The organism is Burkholderia sp. Bp8963, assembly GCF_003854275.1.
Classification (GTDB): Bacteria; Pseudomonadota; Gammaproteobacteria; order Burkholderiales; family Burkholderiaceae; genus Burkholderia.
In genome coordinates this window covers 14245-32028 of the sequence record NZ_QTQP01000068.1, presented here as the reverse complement: position 1 = coordinate 32028, position 17784 = coordinate 14245, and the positions used below count along the sequence as shown (strand labels likewise).

The 17784-nt window shown below is 57.2% G+C and carries 14 protein-coding genes; 7 read left to right on the top strand and 7 right to left on the bottom strand.

Annotated features, from left to right (window positions below; all coding sequences use genetic code 11):
- Window positions 1–651 precede the first annotated feature (651 nt).
- Complete coding sequence (locus DID96_RS33650; RefSeq protein WP_124603506.1) at window positions 652–1395, top strand: DUF6602 domain-containing protein; 744 nt, start codon at window positions 652–654, stop codon at window positions 1393–1395.
- A gap of 133 nt (window positions 1396–1528) precedes the next feature.
- Here DID96_RS33650 and DID96_RS33645 read toward each other — a convergent pair whose 3' ends face one another.
- The 6 genes from DID96_RS33645 to DID96_RS33620 form a co-directional block, all read right to left on the bottom strand.
- Window positions 1529–1975: a very short patch repair endonuclease gene (locus tag DID96_RS33645; protein ID WP_124603505.1), complete on the bottom strand. Its 447-nt coding sequence runs from the start codon at window positions 1973–1975 to the stop codon at window positions 1529–1531.
- Window positions 1976–1984: 9 nt separating this feature from the next.
- On the bottom strand, window positions 1985–3079 hold the full coding sequence (gene dcm / locus DID96_RS33640) for a DNA (cytosine-5-)-methyltransferase (protein ID WP_124603504.1): 1095 nt from the start codon (window positions 3077–3079) through the stop codon (window positions 1985–1987).
- Window positions 3080–3544: 465 nt separating this feature from the next.
- The gene (locus DID96_RS33635) at window positions 3545–4408 is read right to left on the bottom strand and encodes an HNH endonuclease (RefSeq protein ID WP_221624632.1); all 864 of its coding nucleotides are present in this window, start codon (window positions 4406–4408) and stop codon (window positions 3545–3547) included.
- A complete protein-coding gene (locus tag DID96_RS33630; protein WP_124603503.1) occupies window positions 4408–6003 on the bottom strand; it encodes an ATP-binding protein in 1596 nt (531 codons plus the stop codon). Before DID96_RS33630 ends, DID96_RS33635 begins: the two co-directional genes overlap by 1 nt.
- Window positions 6004–6020: 17 nt before the next feature.
- The gene (locus tag DID96_RS33625) at window positions 6021–6452 is read right to left on the bottom strand and encodes an EcoRII N-terminal effector-binding domain-containing protein (RefSeq protein WP_124603502.1); all 432 of its coding nucleotides are present in this window, start codon (window positions 6450–6452) and stop codon (window positions 6021–6023) included.
- A 17-nt stretch (window positions 6453–6469) separates the two neighbouring features.
- Entirely contained in the window at window positions 6470–7999 is a 1530-nt protein-coding gene (locus DID96_RS33620; protein ID WP_185732449.1) for a DEAD/DEAH box helicase, read from the bottom strand.
- A gap of 1270 nt (window positions 8000–9269) precedes the next feature.
- Between DID96_RS33620 and DID96_RS33615 the strand changes: the two genes are divergently transcribed.
- From DID96_RS33615 to DID96_RS33580, 6 genes are all read left to right on the top strand, one after another.
- Complete coding sequence (locus DID96_RS33615; protein WP_124603500.1) at window positions 9270–10052, top strand: TnsA endonuclease N-terminal domain-containing protein; 783 nt, start codon at window positions 9270–9272, stop codon at window positions 10050–10052.
- Window positions 10049–12037 (top strand): DDE-type integrase/transposase/recombinase, encoded by a 1989-nt coding sequence (locus DID96_RS33610; RefSeq protein ID WP_124603499.1) that lies wholly within the window; start codon window positions 10049–10051, stop codon window positions 12035–12037. The genes DID96_RS33615 and DID96_RS33610 overlap by 4 nt, the downstream gene beginning before the upstream one ends.
- Window positions 12034–13005 (top strand): TniB family NTP-binding protein, encoded by a 972-nt coding sequence (locus tag DID96_RS33605; RefSeq protein WP_124603498.1) that lies wholly within the window; start codon window positions 12034–12036, stop codon window positions 13003–13005. Before DID96_RS33610 ends, DID96_RS33605 begins: the two co-directional genes overlap by 4 nt.
- Complete coding sequence (locus DID96_RS33600; RefSeq protein ID WP_124603497.1) at window positions 13002–14849, top strand: TniQ family protein; 1848 nt, start codon at window positions 13002–13004, stop codon at window positions 14847–14849. Before DID96_RS33605 ends, DID96_RS33600 begins: the two co-directional genes overlap by 4 nt.
- 424 nt (window positions 14850–15273) lie before the next feature.
- Complete coding sequence (locus DID96_RS33590; RefSeq protein WP_260464113.1) at window positions 15274–15780, top strand: HAD domain-containing protein; 507 nt, start codon at window positions 15274–15276, stop codon at window positions 15778–15780.
- A 321-nt stretch (window positions 15781–16101) separates the two neighbouring features.
- Window positions 16102–16542, top strand: coding sequence for an XRE family transcriptional regulator (locus DID96_RS33580; protein WP_260464112.1), 441 nt, complete (start codon window positions 16102–16104; stop codon window positions 16540–16542).
- 524 nt (window positions 16543–17066) lie between these two features.
- On the opposite strand, the gene DID96_RS33575 is transcribed toward DID96_RS33580, so the two are convergent.
- The gene (locus tag DID96_RS33575) at window positions 17067–17291 is read right to left on the bottom strand and encodes a hypothetical protein (RefSeq protein WP_124603494.1); all 225 of its coding nucleotides are present in this window, start codon (window positions 17289–17291) and stop codon (window positions 17067–17069) included.
- Window positions 17292–17784: the final 493 nt, after the last annotated feature.

Below are 17784 nucleotides of genomic sequence, written 5' to 3'. Positions count from 1 at the left end.
AGCCGCCTTGTGCACGCATGCTGGTCTCGAGCGCAGCGCGGCCCCGGCTTGCAGCGCCCGACGACGTCGCGTCGCCTGAGTTGACCTCATTTAACCGCTGCAAACCGTCTGCCGCCCAGACTCCTAGTTCATAACAGGCAGTATTTGAAGGGCGCCACGGGGTGCGATGGAAAGCTGGAGTGGCTGCGGTTCACGTCACGTATGTATCCACTTCAGCTCAACCAGGTGACCCCGGTTCAACGTCATCAAATGAAAGAGCTCGCCTCAACTTTGTTACAGCGGTGTCATCGATGCCGACCTCCGCCATGCGCGATTCAGATACTGGTCTGGCCAGGCTGCGCGTTATCAGGTCTCGGGTCTAGCTCCGCGAAAAACTCTTCGACATCTCGGAAGTTGCCGGCTTGAATGTCAGCCTGGTCTATCGTGAGAATCACTGCGAGCGCTGCAACCTACTGCTTTTCGTCGGACCAACCCATAGAAGCATATGCCGCATGGGCTTTACCGCAGCATCGTGAACAATGGAACCTGAAGGCTGGCGCCGAGCTGGCGAGACAAGTTGGCGAAGAGTGGTCGCACATACCGTGATGTCGCACAACTCGGTTATCGTCGTAATCATGGCCCATACATTGCTTGCGGGAAGGAACTGACCAAATGCCGATTGACATTAACGGATACTTAAAATCAATTACAGATGAGTTCATGGCCCAGAGAAACCGTGTGCGACATTTCATCGGGTTAGACCACCTTCCGTCTGATGGGGCATGGAAGGAGGCTGTACTGCGCGCGATGATTTCAAGGACTCTCCCCAGCCGTTATGCGGTGGCGTCGGGGTTTGTGATTACTGAAGAGACGGCATCTTCGCAGATTGATGTTTTGATTTACGATACTTCGATTCCGGTCTTGTACAAGGGTGGCGACCTAGTATTCGTGCAACCATCGGCCTGCGCTGCAGTCATTGAGGTGAAGTCAAGTTTGAACGCGACTGCTTTTCGTAATGCGGCGCGCAAGCTGTCAGATGTCTGCGAGCTCATTCATCGGCATGAGAGAGATAACCGGTTGTTCGCGGGGATATTTGCCTACGAAGAAAGCGGGGGAAGCAGCCGCATATTGTTGCAGCATATCGCCGATGCCGCTGAAGGCGAGCGCAACCGCATTGTCAATCACGCTTCAATAGGCGCGGACACTTTCATCAAATATTGGAGCCATAACCCGGATAACGGACGAGACGATTACGATTATTGGCACCACTACACTCTCAGGCAAATGGCGCCAGGGTACTTCCTACATAACTTGATGTCGTTCCTGGCTGACGAAAAATTGGTTCGCGGAAACAATATTTGGTTTCCGTCGGAGGGTAAAGAGACGAGGCGCAACGCCAGGCAACCACTGCGTTGAGTGCCGGGTTCATTCAGAAACCAGATGATTTTTTCTTCGGTAAAGCGCTTCTTCATGTTCGTCTTCTCCGAAAACGAACTTTACTAGGTTCTGGCCGGCCCTGTTTGCTGGGGGCAGGTCAGCACCACAACATTTATAGTTCAACTGACACCGACCCTTGGGCTTTTATCCAGTCAGCAAGTCGGCTGAAATAGCTCTCGTCATTTGACTTGACGGCAGTTCGCAAGGAGCATTCCCACACAACCGCAACTCTCCAGCCATCTTGCAGCAGCTTAGCCATGTGTTCACGGTCCCTCTCCCGATTCCTCTCCAGCTTCTCCTTCCAGAACTCGGTACGGGATGATGGCATCTTGAACAGAGCGCAGTTATGCTGATGCCAGAAGCACCCATGGACGAATACGACTACCTTGTGGCGCGGAAAGACGAGGTCAGGGCTGCCGGGCAGACTGCGGACATGCAGCCGGTAGCGAAGACCCCGTTCGTACAATGCTTTGCGGACAACCAGCTCGGGTTTTGTATTCTTGCACCGAATACCGGACATCATCCGACTACGCGTGGCCACGTCTGTGATGTCCGTCATACCGAGTACCTAAGCCACTACCGGAATTTTAATGGGCCGCGACGGCGGGTTTGAAGTACCCTTCAGAATCGCTGCTGGCTTCTCCGTGGTCTTGGCCACACCTGATGCCTTTCCGTTCCTCTTGAGAGCCTTCTTCAGATAGGGCTCCATGGCACTGGCAACCGCCTGGACTGCCGGAACAACCACCGAATTGCCAAATTGCCGATACAACTGGGTGTCCGAGACAGGCAACACAAAGTTATCCTCGAAACCCATGAGTCTTGCGCATTCACGAGGCGTAAGGCGACGTGGATTGAGGCCAGGGCCACGATGCACGAGAATCTCAGAGCCATCCTTGTGATAGCGGGCTGACAGGGTCCGGGTCGTCTCGTTGCGGGTCACAACAGAACAACCAAAGCCATTACCTGCCTTGGAATGCTTGTCCCGGTAGGCCTGCAGGTAATTCCAAAGCTTGTCGGTAAGGACGTATTTCGCGTCGACCTTTGCCTCCGGTTCCAAGATGGAACCCAATTTGACAGAACCCGGTTCTGGCCATGCACACTCATCGGGCCATTCGAACCCAACGTCCTCGCGGAAGCCCACGATATAAATCCGCTCACGATGCTGAGGCGTCCACCGTTTGCCGTCAACAACCTTCCAACTGATGTGATAGCCGAGTTCCTTTTCCAGCACGTGCTGAATGACGCGGAAGGTATGCCCCTTGTTATGGGAAACGAGGTTCTTCACATTCTCCAGCATGAAGGCTGCCGGGCGCTTTTCCTTCAGGATTTCAGCAACACGGAAAAATAAGGTACCCTGAGCGTCACATGCGAATCCATGAGTCCGGCCCATCGCATTCTTCTTGGAAACACCAGCCAGCGAAAATGGCTGGCAAGGAAACCCGCCCACCAGGACATCGTGGTCAGGTATGACATCAAGGGGAACAGACCAGATATCCCCAGCGATGTCTGCTTCCGTCTCACTATGGTTGGCTGCATAGGTGATACGGGCGAATTTGTCCCACTCGCTGGTAAAGACGCACTTTCCACCGATATATTCAAACCCCTTTCTGATGCCACCAATGCCCGCAAAGAGGTCGATGAAGGTGAATTTTGGTAGTGCCATACGAAGCTTTCACTAGTTGTTCATCGCCTGCAGCGCGACGAAATAAATTTTCCCCAGGATTCCTGGCGACCATCTGGCAAAAAAACAAACGGCCTTTCCTGACGCCTCAAAGTACCAGCACTTCCAACAGGACCCACTCAGCCAACGGGAGCATTCTTCCCGTGTCAGACACCCGCATCGCACAGCGGGCGATGACGGCCTGTTGCATTTCGATAGTGCCGGAATGCGTACCGCCCCTACGCTCATGGGCGATTCTTATCCTGCATGCGACATCCGCATTGATGCCACTGAAGCAGTCAGCGGAATCGCTCACACGAAGACTGAACACCGCAGAAGGCGTGTCCCAGCCAACCCTTGCCGACAAGCTTACGGGCGAAAGAAGATTCTGCCCCGCAAGATTTTCCTAGAAGTTTGCATCACTTTACCAGGTCCTGCTCCAATTCACCAGGAATGCGACAAAAAGCTTCAGTGGCCCTGCGGCCTAGCGGCTTTGCGTGCATCCACCTGGGCACGCAGGTCCTCCACCACGGTTGGAGGGTCTGTCCGGTGGACCATTGAGTGACAGTTACCGCACAGCGGCACCAAGTCCTTGACTGGGTCAACAACATAATCGGCCCCCAATTTCGAGACTGGCGTGCGATGATGGACCTCGATGTAGCCGTCCCCCAACTCGCCGTAGAAATCAGCGAAATCAAAGCCACAGCACTGACACCGGAGCCCGTAGTGCTCTATGCAGGCAGCCCGATTGACGGGGCTGCGCTCATAGCGGTTTACCTCAACCCGGAGCTTGGCGCCCTCTGGCAAACCCTTGACCGCGTTATCCGGGACCGCATCGCCCTCTTCGCCAATGCCTGTCAGGGCCAAAACAAGCGCGAGGCAAGACGAAGCGACGTGAAAGGCCGTTGCCACTATTTCTTCTGCCGTCTTTCCTGAACGAAATCGGCGAGAAACGTCAATCTCCACTCGGGCCCAAGGGTCCTTCCGGTCAAGGCAGCTCTCGTCATCGTTGCCATTGATGGCCACGTAAGCCTGCGCCCCTGAAGCTTCGGCAGCCGCTCGGGCACGAAAGAACGCCTTTTTCTGACCGTCACTGGCCTCCGACATGCCCCGCAGAAGTGCACCGGCGAAATTGTCGGCCTTGAAAGATGCCTCAAACTGCCTATGCGTTCGGGAGAGGAGAATGGCGAAGCCATTGCCCTGCTCCAGCTCCACTGGACGCAACGCATCGAAGTCCCCGCCATCAATAGTCTCCGACTGAGAATACAGAGCAACCTGAAACCTGCCTTCGAGCTTGCGCCGCAACACCTCGATATCAAGCCCTTCCGACATCAGCTATCCTCGTTGTCGACTGGGTCCGGCAAATCGGCCACCAGCTTCTTGAGATTGCGTGAGACTTCAATACGAAACTCTTCAAATGCCTCCTGGTTGTCCGGATTGATATTGTTGAGTTCGGCTTGAGCAAGCGCCCAAAGCAGGTAGTCCATGGCTTGGACGACGGTGCTGTTGGCCTTGTTGGGCAAATATGCTTTCGTGTAGAAGGGATGGCCCGTGTTAAGGGCTACTGCTGCCTTGCTGTTCTTGCCAATGGTGGGCTCCCAAAGCACCCCATGTTCGAGAGTTCCACTGGTAACCACGTGGGCGCTGCCAATGTCATCCGAATTCAGAAGGCGAACCGTGGTCGTGGTCACGCCCGAATTGTTGTTGACCGTAACCATGCCGGTCTTTTCGTCCACCTGAGCCACCGCTGCAGTCTTGAGAGCGGAGGCCTTCTGCTCGATGACGTTGCTGGCCGGGGTGTGGAGCAGAACAGCCGCCCCCTTGGCAACTCCAGCGGCCCCCTTGCGGTAGCGGGTTTCCGCTTCTCGCCGTGGCCCCGCAAGAAATTTGTCGCGCAGCCACTCGTAGAGGCCTGAATTCAGCTCGATACGGGACTTCTTGATGTCTACCTGGAACGCATTATCCAGCGAGTGGTCGAACGACAGCTCGACACGGAGCAAGGAATAGTGGGGTTCCTGCTTGAACATGTTCATCCAGTCGGGACCGTGAATGAGCCGGTTTTCCCTGTAGATATAGAGGCCCTGACGCTCGTTGGAGATACGAGCCGCGATGCGATTCGCGTCAGAAGAGAACTCTTCTTTTCGAGGTAGCACGAAAGCTCGAACGATGAACGAGGTCTGCGTTCCATCTGGCAGCTGCACGTCCATCTTCTTCTCGGCGATTGATTCCTTGGTCTCTACAATGCAGAACGGGTCCCATGCGGCAATTGGCTCACCATTGAGCTTGATATGAACGTTTCGCTCGCGACCATCATTGGTATCAAGGAAGCGCTGAAAGACAATCGCGATGTGGTCACGAAGAACAGTCGCCAGCTTTTCAACGGTCTTCCGAATAGGCTGCCCCTCAGGTGCAGTGATTCGGTCAATGTTCTCCCAAAGCACAACCGTACCAGATGCTTCCAGCGCAACCTCATCAAACAGTTGTTTGTGAGCTGCATCAGCAGCCGCAATTTCGAGGTCCCAGCTGTTCGAAGCAGCCATGTCATCAAGGTCCCACGTGGCCCGCAGCACTGGGGACTCGCCCGAGTCACGTGAGATGACCGACAGACGCCGACAAAAGGCCGTTGAAGCTGTCTTAAGTCCCAGACCAAACTTACCAAGGCTCTTGGCATTCGCTCGCTTGCTGGAGCCGTACTTCATGGCGTTGACGAGACCCTCTTCGTTCATGCCGTGGCCGTTATCCATAATGGAAATAACGACGGCGTCTGCGAAGTCGACTTCCAGTCGAACATGAATCTTATCTGCCCCAGCTGCGATGGAATTGTCGAGGATGTCCGCGACGGCAGCGTTGAAGTCGTACCCTGTATCTCGCAGGCCCTCGCTGATACGGGCCACGTCGGGTGGTACGCTGATATGTTTTTCTGTCATGGAATGCTCTAAATCTGTTAGCGCGATTGGATAATCGTCCAGCCTCCACCCAGAACAAGGGTGTTACCGTCTATTTCCGGACCATATGACGCATTCGAGCGGATGATATCGACCTCGAAGGAAGCGTTTTCGTCGCGGGAAAAGACAAGCACGTCGTCGACCTTAGCGTCAATGGCACGCATGAACTTCGTCATCCCGGTGAGGCGGTATTCGTTGCGCGTGCCCTCTTTGAACAGCTTTTTGTTGTAGTAAATGAAGTTAAATTCCCAGCGCTCACGACTTTCACGCTCAAATACGACGAGCTTCATCCTCGGATTTTTCACCGACTTGTCGAGGGTGGGAAAGAACAAGAGAATATGTTCTTCCTTGGGAACCAGAATACCTGCCTGATGGCCACCGGTAGTCCCAACGTCGTTAGGACTCAGTTTCTTCCGAATTTCTGCTGTCATTGGTCACAAATCCCTTTTCAGGTCAGCGGCGAAACCTGTAGTGCCTGCGCAATGGCCATGGGGTCGATGTTTCCCTCATGGCCAGTTACAGCTTCACGGGCAAGGTCTTGCTTGAAGGCCGCCGCGCCTCTAATCACGTCCTCTACCGTCTGGACGTAGAATAAATGATGAATCGTCACTGGCCTTGTCTGCTTTCTTCTGTAGGAACGCGCCGACGCCTGAGCCGTTAGTGCTGGGTTCCACTCCGGGTTGTAGTGAATCACGTGGTTGGCCGTCGTGATATTAAGGCCTGACCCAGCTGCCTTCGGATTCAGGAATAGTACGCCATACCCTTGATGCTCAAAGAACCGGTCCACGACGGCCTGTCGCATAGCCCCCTCGACCCGCCCATCGATAAAGTCAAAAAATGCCTTTGGAAATCGTCTTGGCATATCGGACATGAAAAGGTTGGCCATAGCCTGATATGTAGAGAAAATGAGTGCTTTCTCCCCCCCACTAAAGATTTCCTCTAGAAGCTCCACCGTCCTCTCGTATTTAGGCATTTCGACGGAAGGGTCCGCGTGCCAGCTACCAACAAGTTGGGGGTGGGCGCAGAGCATGCGAAGCCGGGTCGTTGCGACCAGCCCCCCCGTCGGCCCAAACTCCTCCAAAGTCTGCTTACGCAGAGCCTCATATACCTGAGCAAGGGGCAATGACATCTGCAAGGCCTGCGGCACTTCAATTCGCTCGGGCAGGTCCTGCGCAACGTCCAGCACCTTGCGCCGCAACAGCATCGGGGCAACGATGGGCGCTAACCGGACAGCGTCCCCTATCTCGTTGCCAAACTGGGAGAGGAACGCGTTCCGCCCACCCAGTATCCCGGGCATCGCGAAGTCCGCCAAGGACCATAGGTCATCAATGCGGTTCTCCAGCGGCGTACCGGTTACGGCAATCGAGACCCTGCGAGGCAGCCGCTTCACGGTAACTGTCCGCTGTGCCTCGGGGTTCTTAATAGCTTGCGCCTCATCAAGTGCGATGATGTTCCACGCTATCTGGCTGAGAATTTCCTCGTCACGAATTGCTGTGTCGTAAGAGACAAGAATGATGTCAGTGCCCTGTAGCCGGGCGGATATGCCGGCCCGGTCTGCTCCTGCGTGAAGCGAGACAGTAAGCGTAGGAGCAAAGGACGCGAGCTCTCTCCGCCAGTTTTCGAGTAGTGTTGCTGGAGCAACGACAAGGGCCGGCCCACGCCCAGCGTTCTTCTCAATCTGTAGCAGTGCAATAACCTGCGCGGTCTTACCCAATCCCATCTCGTCACCAAGGATGCACCCAACGCCCTGCTCAGCCACAAGGGACAGAAAGGCAACGCCCGACAACTGGTATGGGTAGAGAGCTCCGGAGAAGCCCGCAATCGGCGCCCGGGGCTCATCAATGACTGATTTCGCAGCATCGAAGGCTACTTCATCGAATACAGCAAACGGCGTCTCCTTTTGAGCTCGCAGGACGACTAGGTCACCAACGGTGATGAGCCCATCGGGCTTCACTCCCGCAACCTCCAGCCAGTCCAAAGCTGACTGCACTAGGTCTGCCCTGATGGGGTACCAGCGACCGTCGTGAACGAGCTGGTCGCTCTCGCCATGTGCTCGAACAAAGCCCGTGTCCGTAGCGTGACCAAAAGTGAGCCGGAGGTTGCGACCATCACTCCCCGAAAGACGAACTGCCGGGTGGGCCGGCGCTCGTGAGAATGTCAACGAGGAAATGTCGTCCAGAGGGCTCCGGACAGGCTCATCTGCACAGACACGCAGACGGCCGAAGACTGCCTTGAAAATGTCAATCGCTGGGGGAGCCACGCGCTCTCCCGATGCCTTCCTGAGAAGAACTTGACAGTTTTCGACCATCCACGTAGCAGTATTCATGCCGGTGATTTTGAGTCCTGTAATAAATTCGCGCAAACGTGGCTAAAATTCTCCACATTCGTGTCCCAGCGTACCCGCTATTGTATGTGTGAAGATGGGTATCGGCCGATATAGAGACAGCATGAATTATCCTCCCTAGTCGGCATCCAACTCGTGCAGCTTGCTCGCCTGGCGCTGCTCCATTCGAGTCACGGCGGGAAGCCGTGCCATCGTTGCCTGCGCCGAACAATCATTGTGAAAATGGCTGCCGGACCAGCGATGTTACTTGGGACGGAAATTCAGCTGCGCGTTAGCACTCGTCGCGTCCCGCCATGAATTTCTTTCAAATGGATTGCGATTTTTGGCAACTCCTTTGCTCATTACAAAAGGCTGTCCGATGAGCCGTCGACTTCCGCCTACCGACGTGCGATTGTCGGGTTCAACCAATCTGCCGCGCATCGAATCCAGTCCGCATCTACGACGCCGTCGGCTGCAGACAAGCTCCGGCTCTCAAACCCGGAAGCCGTAAGGCGTCTTCGAATTTCGTCGCGGTGAAAATCGACGCATCTCAACTTGGTCCCGCTGCCACTGGCAGTTTGTAAATTTTGCATGCGCTCTTGTGTTCGCGCCGCAGCCTCGTGTAGCATTTACACCGACCATTACATATGGTTCTGGTGAGAAGGGCTGCGCACCCCCACTGTGGAACGGACAGCTTGTCCGACGGTAAAGTGCGAATACGTACAACCTCACCTGACAATTGACGGCCGACTGGGGCCGGTGACCACCCGGTCACAAATTTCGCATCGATAACCTCCACCTCGAAGCGTCCTTTATTTGAGCTTGCTTGTTAGCGGGCTGGGATGCTTATGTTCAGAGGACCCGGACGTTTTCCATATCATCGTTTGCCGGCGGAATCGTCGAATGAACGCGCTGGGTGCCAGCAATGAGGCGCCCACAATCCATCAAAGCCCCTTACGGCTCGCGTGGGCAACGCCTAGCGAGCGCGGACGCCGGTATCCGGCGTGTCGCGCCTACGTTCGGCAAGGCGCTCTTCCTCACCTACAGCTCAAAGGCAACCGGTCAACTCGTCGTCGAGTCCGACGAGGAGCGCCTGGTTGCTCACCTGCTCACCCTCGACCCCAGAGTCCGAGCATTCAGACCCCAACCATTCAAAGTCGACTTGATTGACCGACGTCTGTTGCAGACGCCAGAGGCGGTCGACGAGGCGCGTCTCAGGCACAAAGACCGGCAGGGGCGGCAGTTCTATACCCCTGATTTCGCAGTCGACAGGCACAACGCTCCCCGCAGCGCTATCGAGGTGAAGCGCGAAGGCTACGACGGAGACGACGAATACAAGTCCACACTTGAGCGGGCCGCGCAGATTCTCGAGGCGGCGGGATACCTGTTTTCCACGGCGATGATTCCTGCCAGCCCGCATCCGCTACGCAGTAACCTTCCGTTGCTCAGGAAGGCGGCCTCCCGCAGTGACCTCTGGCCGTCTGCGGATTTGATTCAAAAAATCGAGGCTGTCTGTGCTGGTCGGCGCGTGACACTGCAGACACTGTGCGCGGAACTCGACCTATCCCCTAATCTCGTACCGGCGCTTCTGGTGAGTGGCGCTGTCAGCGCCGACGTGGTGAGTCATGCCATTCGTGGCGACATGGTTCTGGCGCCAGCCCTGGGTGACCTTAGCCATCTTGAACTGCTCGAGCGAGTTACGCCGTGAATCGGTCGCTGCTACGTAACGACGAATTGCGCGAGCAGGGTCAGGAAACCGCGCGCTGGCAAGTGATTGACCCGACGCCGCGCGACGGCTGGGTAAAGGTATTCGACAGGGACAAGCACCAGGACACGTACAAGGACCTGTCGGAAATCCGCAACGGCATCGCTGATGGCCGCCTGGTGCTGCTCCGCCGAGGCGCGCCGCGTGTCAGCGCGGCGGCACAGGACGACCCGCGCCTCGACGAAGCGTTTCAAATGGCGCAGGCGTGCTTGCGCAAAGTCGAGCAGATTGAGAAGAAGTATGGGGTCAGTTTTCGAAGGGCGTATGAGATTGCCAGGGAGGAACACAATCCCGAGCCGGGCTGCACAGACGCATTTCCGTCTCGAGCCACCCTCTACAGATACGCCGAGGCCAAACGCAAAGGCCTGCCGTTGCTGCGAGGCGACGGCAACAAGGGTAATCGCACGCAACGCTACGACCAGCGAATCGTCGACCTGATTTGTGATGTGGCGGATGTTCTGTACCTGAAGCCGAAGTCCCGATGGACCCTGCGCGACCTTACCAAGCACATAACCGACCGAGCTTGGGAGTCGGGATTGCTGGCTCCGGGCAGCTGCATCAGTCGCCGGTTTGTCATGAAAACGATTTACAGCAATCTAAGTGTCGACCCCGAAATCGACCGGATGGACCCGAAGGACGTTCCAGCCGGGAAGTCTACTGCACGGAACCGCATTGTCGTCGCCTTGCCATTCGACCGGGTTGAGCAGGACGCCTTGCACCTGCCTTTTGTTGTCCAGACCCGGCATGGTATCTCCAGCAATGTGTGGATGATTCATGCCATCGATTGCTGCACCGGTCTCGTGCTCGGCTGGTACATGGTGATTGGCGGCCCGTCCGAGTCTGACGGACTGCAATGTATCGAATCCATCCTGTTTTCGAAGAAGGCCAAGCTGGCGAAGCTGGGCCTCACTTACGTCCTCGATGTCTTTGGCACGCCGCATCAGCTGATATTTGACAATGGTCCGGAGACAAAGGGGCACCGGATGGAGAGGCTGACCCGTCTTGACATTGACCCCATGCACTGCAAATCCCGTCATGCACACGGGAAGCCGTACATTGAACGGCTGAACCGCTCGCTCAAGGACGCGCTGCAGACGCTGCCAGGCTGCACGCGCGTCGACGGCAAAGACGGTCAGCGTGACCCGGTCGCTCTGGGTGACGAGTTGATGTCGGAAGATGAGCTGGAACGGTGGATTGTGCGTTGGTACCACGAGGACTGGGCCAATACTGAGCTTGAGCGTCACATCCGCAGTGATTTCCGCGATATGACGAAGCTGGGTAGCACGCCCGCCTCTCGATGGAAAAGCCTGACGCAAGAACACCTATTTGCCATGCCGCTACCGCCGCCCAGGTCGGAGTGGCTGATGACGCTTTACGAGCGTGACGTCAAGACCTTAAACCGCAAAACGGGTATCTCCTACAAGGGCTTCAACTACAAGGGCGATAACGTGGTTTACCTGCTGAAGAGGTACGGCGAAGTACTCCTCGATATTTACGCTAACCCCGACGACTACCGGCAGATATATGTCGACGACGGTCCGGACCGGCCACTCGTCGTGCTGACGGAGGAGTTTGTCAACGAAACGTCGCCTGCGTATTCCTTCGTCCGCGTGAAAGAGCTACTCAAAGAAGCCAAACCGGGGGAGAGCGAATCACCAGAGAAAGCGGCATTTCGTGCCGCTGTGCATGCACGCTCCATCGAATCCACCGGGAAGCCGGCTTCAAAAAAGCCGGGCAAGGCCGAAAGGAATCGGGCGACGGCCAACCGCGCCAAAGACTCGGCGGCCATCCGTCGCGCGGCCCAGAACCCAATCCCGCCCAAAAGCGACATCGCAAAGGCAAACGACACGGGGTTCGAGCAACAGTCCTTTGATGACGCGCCGTCGCTAGCAGTGCTGAACCGAGTCGACGGAGAAAAGCAGAAATGAATCAGGCTCAGAAACTGAGGCAAAGTATCGAACACTGCGAATTGCAGCACCGTGCATTCAGCGAGCAGCTCGGCCCTCTCAACCGGTACATCGAAGACGCCAGAGACGGCTTCGCGTCCCGCATCGAATGGATTGTAGGGCCTTCGCGCGTGGGCAAGTCGATGCTCATCAATGCGCTGTCGCGGGCCAATGAAGAGTCAAAAGTCGACGGCAGGCGGCACGTACCGGTGCTGGTTGTGCCCATTGGGACCAATATCTCACCCAAGCTGCTGCCCAGCAGCGTTCTCGACGCACTGGGCATGCCCTTAACGGGTCGCACCTCCGGGGTATTGGACGCGCACATGGTGAAACAGTTGAAGAACGCTGGGACACGGGTCCTTCTGTTTGAAGAAGCTAGCCACCTCGTCGAGCCCGGCGCGAGAGTGCCTCCGCGAGCGGCGGGAGACTGGTTCAAGTGGGTCGCGGACACTCTGAACATGACCCTCATGTTGTTCGGTGTCCCTCGTCTGGCAAAACTGTTCGAGAGCAACGAACAACTGCGTGCGCGCGCGTCGGCCCGACGGGAATTCAGGCCATACGATTTTCGCAGCCCATCCGACCAGAAGGCATTTGCGTCGTGCGTCCGGACCTACGCCGACCTGTTTAGCGAGTACGGCTGGCCGATTGAGTTACCGCTGAAATCGCTGGTACCCCAGTGCTATCTGCTCACTGGCGGTCTGGTCGGGGTGTTGAGCAAATTCATGCAAGAACTCGCGAGCCAGCTGAGATATGAAGCGCCTCGCCCGCTGACCATCGCAGACTGCCGGCTTGCAGCTGGTGCAATTCAGGCAGCCGGACATCCGGACTTTCCCGCCTTCGTGAGGTCGGAGGTCTCCTTGATTGAACTCACTGCCGCCCACGCTTACGTGCTCGAGACCAACGGCATGGCGTTCAATCACGTCGCAACCGCATCGGGAGACATTCGATGAGCTTGGTCATCACCTTCTCCCCGTTCGACGACGAATCGGGATTCGGTTACTACAGGCGTCTTGGGGCGGGTAACGCTTTGTGGGGGTGGCGTGAACTGGCGGGCCTCGCCAACGTGACGCGCAGCCGGAGCGCGCTCCTCGAGCATCCTGACCATATCGCTGCAGAACTGGGCATCGACGAAAAGTGGACACGCTTTGCGAGCCATCAGGAGCAGCAATGCCGTAGCTGGCGGAGGCTACACCGTTCACAGTCCGACGCCGTATGCCCGGCGTGCCTCACCGAGAAGGTGTACCTCCGGCACTACTGGGAACACGCGTTAGTCACGGCGTGTCCTGTTCACCGGACGCTTCTCACGGACCGCTGCCAGGAATGTGGCGACCATCTGTCACCGCATCGCGAGCGCATTGAGCAATGTGTATGTGGGCATGACCTGCGCACTCTCGTGACTGTCGCGTCGACGCCGTCCCAGCATTGGTTATCCACTCTGATTGCAAGCGATGGGCGGCTGTCGGGCAGTGTCCCGCCGAAGCTCCGTCACGGGAAGGTCGACGAATTGTGCGAGCTCGTTCGAATTCTCTGCCTGCGTGCCGACCCGTCGACGCCTCCGCCTCGTCGAAGCGCCGCAAGTCCGAAATCTGTTTCGCAAGCCGTCGAGCTGCTCGCTCCTCTGGAGCGGTTGCTGGCCGATTGGCCCGCCGGTTTCGAAAAGCACGTTGCGGAGCGCATTGCGGTGGGCAATGCGAAGGCGCGTACCCTGAACACGCTGCTGGGTCAGTGGTATGTCTCGCTCAAAAAGGTTTGCCAAAGCAGCGCATTCGAGCCGTTTCTCAAGGTCGTCATCGAGGTCGCTGACAAAAATTTTGATGGCGTCCTTGGCCTCGACATTGCCAAGAACATTGCTGCTGACGTCACGGAGTATGTCCGTCTTCCTGACGCAGCGAGGACCATCGGTGTCAGTCGCGACCGGCTACTCAAGGCCGCGAATGCCGGAGAGTGCATGTACCGGACGCGCCGCTTGGGCACGAGGGGGCTCGTCTATGAAATTCCGGCAGCAGAAATTGAACGTATCAAGCAGCGACGCGGTGAATGGGTCAGCGACATGCAGGCCTGCGAAGTAGCACAGGTGCCGCCATCGGTTCTCAGTCATATGGTCGACGCCGAGGTCGTCACCGCCGACGTGAACTGGAGGCACGACATCTACAAGGGTGGACCGATTCAGTTGCAGTCGTTGACGAACCTGTTCGAGACCGTCAATGGCATGGCGAAACAGCACCCGTCAGATGATGGCGAGCGATTGACGTGGGCCGAACTGACGAGCCGGCGCATGGGGGATAGGGCGGCGATTCAGTCACTCATGAAAGCGATAGTTGCCGGCGCCGTCGTCGCTGTCGTTCGCGGTCATCATCTCGGCCAGATGAGCTTCCTCCGCTCCGATGTCGCCAAGTATTTCGGAACGCCTCTGCTCGAAGCGGGCATGTCGATTCAGCAACTGGCGAAATCCACCGGCTGGAAATGGGAAAGCATCTCGCACTGGATAAGCGTCGGCCTGCTGCAGTCGCATGAAATCGTATTGCGAGGGCAACCATGTCGCGTCGTCTCACCTCAACAGCTGTTGGTGTTCCGGCAAACCTACGTTCCGCTCGCCGACCTGGCGAGGGCGATGGGTACCAGGTCCTCAGCCCTGGCCACCACACTGACCGGGCTCGAAATTGTCGGGGCGCGGCTGTTGCCGAACGGTACAAAAAGGGGCGGCCTGGTTCGAATGGCTGACATCGGGCGCCTGGCGGTCGTCGGTGCGCGAGCGAAACGTTCCTTCGCCGCTGAGAACTCGAACAGCAAATAACTGATGCAGGAGGATACCGTGCAACCAGTCCCTGATGATTTCCCGCGTGAGCCACCAGCAGTGTCATTGGCCGGCTCACAACCTAAGGTCGCCGTGAGGTCCGTCGACGGTAAACATCGCGTCGGGCTCACCGACGATGAATTGCTGGAACGGTACGACGCATGTGAAGACCTCGCTCAGCAGCTTGCGTCGTACTGTGCGCGTAAGGCCTCCGAGCACCCGTCCTGGACGCGAGACCTTAATTTAGCCCGCGCGCGTGATGGCTTGTCACGAAAGGTGACCTCTGGGCTGTGGGACGTGTCCACATCTGAACAGAGCTGGGTCATGGCGCGCGTTCAGATGCTACTCGGTTGGTAGAAGCATGTGCGGATGATGCGGACCGGCACCGGCGTTCTCGTCAAAATGTGTTCACCTGGAGATATCTATGACGATGACCGAGCGTCAAATTCTGTTTCTCGACATCGATGGGGTACTGCACCGAGGCAATTCGTATGTCGCAGGGCGCTGCATCGTTAGCAGTGCGCCCGGACGTATCGAGTTGTTTGAATACCTGCCTGTACTGGACGACGCATTGAGTCCGTATCCAGATGTGTCAGTTGTCCTGTCTTCGGATTGGGCATTCCGATTCGGCGTCGACTACACCTGCTCGCAATTGCCGTCGCCATCGCTGCGCGCACGGGTAATCGGTGCAACGTATCAAGGATGCGAATTCGACGAGCAGTTATGGCCAATGCTCTCGAGAGGCGCACAAGTCCTCGATTACGTTCGCCGACAAGGACGCGAGCGCCTAGAATGGATTGCGCTTGATGACCGCAGCGATGGTTTCGAGAGCTGCAAAGAGCGCCTCGTGCATTGCCAGTCGGAGTATGCGTTAGGAGACGACGCTGTCGTCGAACTGCTGCGGCGCCGACTGCACTCGAGATTTGCTTAATCAACAGTAGTCGGCGGCGCTGCACGCTTGAAGGCACGCAACCAGTATCGAGGAAGAACGATGCGAACCAAGATGTCGCGCACGAAATCGGCCAACAGCGTCCCGCCTACGGTCGAGCGCATGCTTGTTGACGCTATGGACCACGGCCTCATGCAAGTCGTTGGCGCGATGACGCCGCGAGAGTACGTCGCAATTCGGACAATGTCCCCGTTCGAAATTGGCTACAGGTTCAAGCAGCTGTTGCGCGACGAGATGTATGAGCGACGTCGTAGCGCGGCAAAGAGGCAACAAAACGGAGTGGCGCGGGCGCCTGGCCGGTGAGTGGAAGATGCAAATCATAAAAAAGATTTGCATGGGATGCCGGCTCGCGCGCAAATAGAATTTATGCCGAAAACGCCTCTCGCCATAGAGCGGATGCCACCCGCCACCGTCGCTGCCCTCGAGCGACTGGGTGCGGACCTCGCTGTCGCCCGTCTGCGCCGAAAGGAATCGCTCGCTTCCTGGGCGGCCCGGCTTGGAGTGACCGTACCGACGCTGATGCGCATAGAGGCGGGCGAAGCGGGCGTGGCCATCGGTCTCTATGCAACTGCGCTATGGCTAATCGGCCGAGATGGCGCGCTCGCCGAACTGGCGTCTCCGGAAAAAGACCGGGGGGCACTTGAGATGGACGTGCGTGAGGCTGTTGAGCTCGGCAAGTCTCGGGCACAGGCGTCGGCGCAGGCCCGTCTAACCCGCAAGGAAAAGCGCATCGACCGCCGATGACTTAGAAGGCTATGAGCGCACGACTCTTTCAGGCAGGCGATAAGAGCACGGCAATCTGCTCGCGTTGCAGCCAACTGGTTGACACAACCTTCGTTCGCCGAGGTGTTCCATTCAGCGACGGAAACGGCCTCGCGAATGACATTCTGGTGGCTGTTTGCGACGTTTGTGACGACGTCGTTGCTGTGCCAGCTCAGTCCACTCCGGCTATTCGGCGAGCTCGGCAGCGGGTACTCATTGTGAGGCGCTAGGCCCGCATCAGCCGCGCAAGCCACCAGGCACAATGCGCCCGGCCGGCTCGTCCGAAGGGTGAGCATTGCGGACAGGGGGGTGTCGTGATATTTGCGCCTGAATAGCATGCGGCGGACAGACGCAAACGACGTACTAGCCGTGGTTCTCCATCCACGCTTGGCACCAGCTGCATTCCTATCTAGAGCGTCCGGCGGCGCGATGCTAATCGGGTGTTACGTGTCGAGGCGTTATTTGTCCGCAAGGCTGACGCTGAGCTCGCCGCTGAACAAAACTATTTACGCTTCCGTCACAATCGCGACCAGGTTGTTGACGCGCTCAACGGACTTTCCCCCCTTCGGCCACCGGACTAAGGCGTCGCCACCGTCAATCGACAGGACCACGCCATCGCTGCGGTCCACAGCGCCCGTGAGTGTGACGCGGTTCACTTTTGCAGCGGGCGAAAACGAAGCCGCGCTGCGGCCCGGCAGCAGATTCATCAAGTACGAAAATACGGGGTACACGGTTGCTCCTTCGCAAGCCCATACTAGGGTTTTCCCCTAGTGTATCAGCTCCGATGCGGCACCGCAACATTTCCGCTCCTGTCACAGTGCGCGAGCATTGCTGCGCGATTTCCGACCGTTGCGGCAGCCGAGAGTTGGCAGCCCGGACTAGCGGATATTTTCATTCCACAGCCTTCTGAATGTCCGTGGTTGTTGACCCGGGCTCGCCGCCAGTTGAGTCCGATGAGAATGAACTGGCACTTTTTGGGAGCGCGTCCACTTCGACCGAGGAGAAATCGGGTTATTGATGAATTTCGATGACTTTCTCAGATACGCGACATTTATTGCTGGATTTCGAGTCAGGTTGGCGGAATTCGAGCCGGCACCGGGTATTCGCGGCGGCGGGAGGGGCGGGCAGGAGGCGTGTTCGTCGGCAGCAATCGACCTTTTGAAGTTCGCACCCTAATTGGCCGCGTAAAAGCGAAAAATGAGTTTTATGCGGCCAATCCTTATA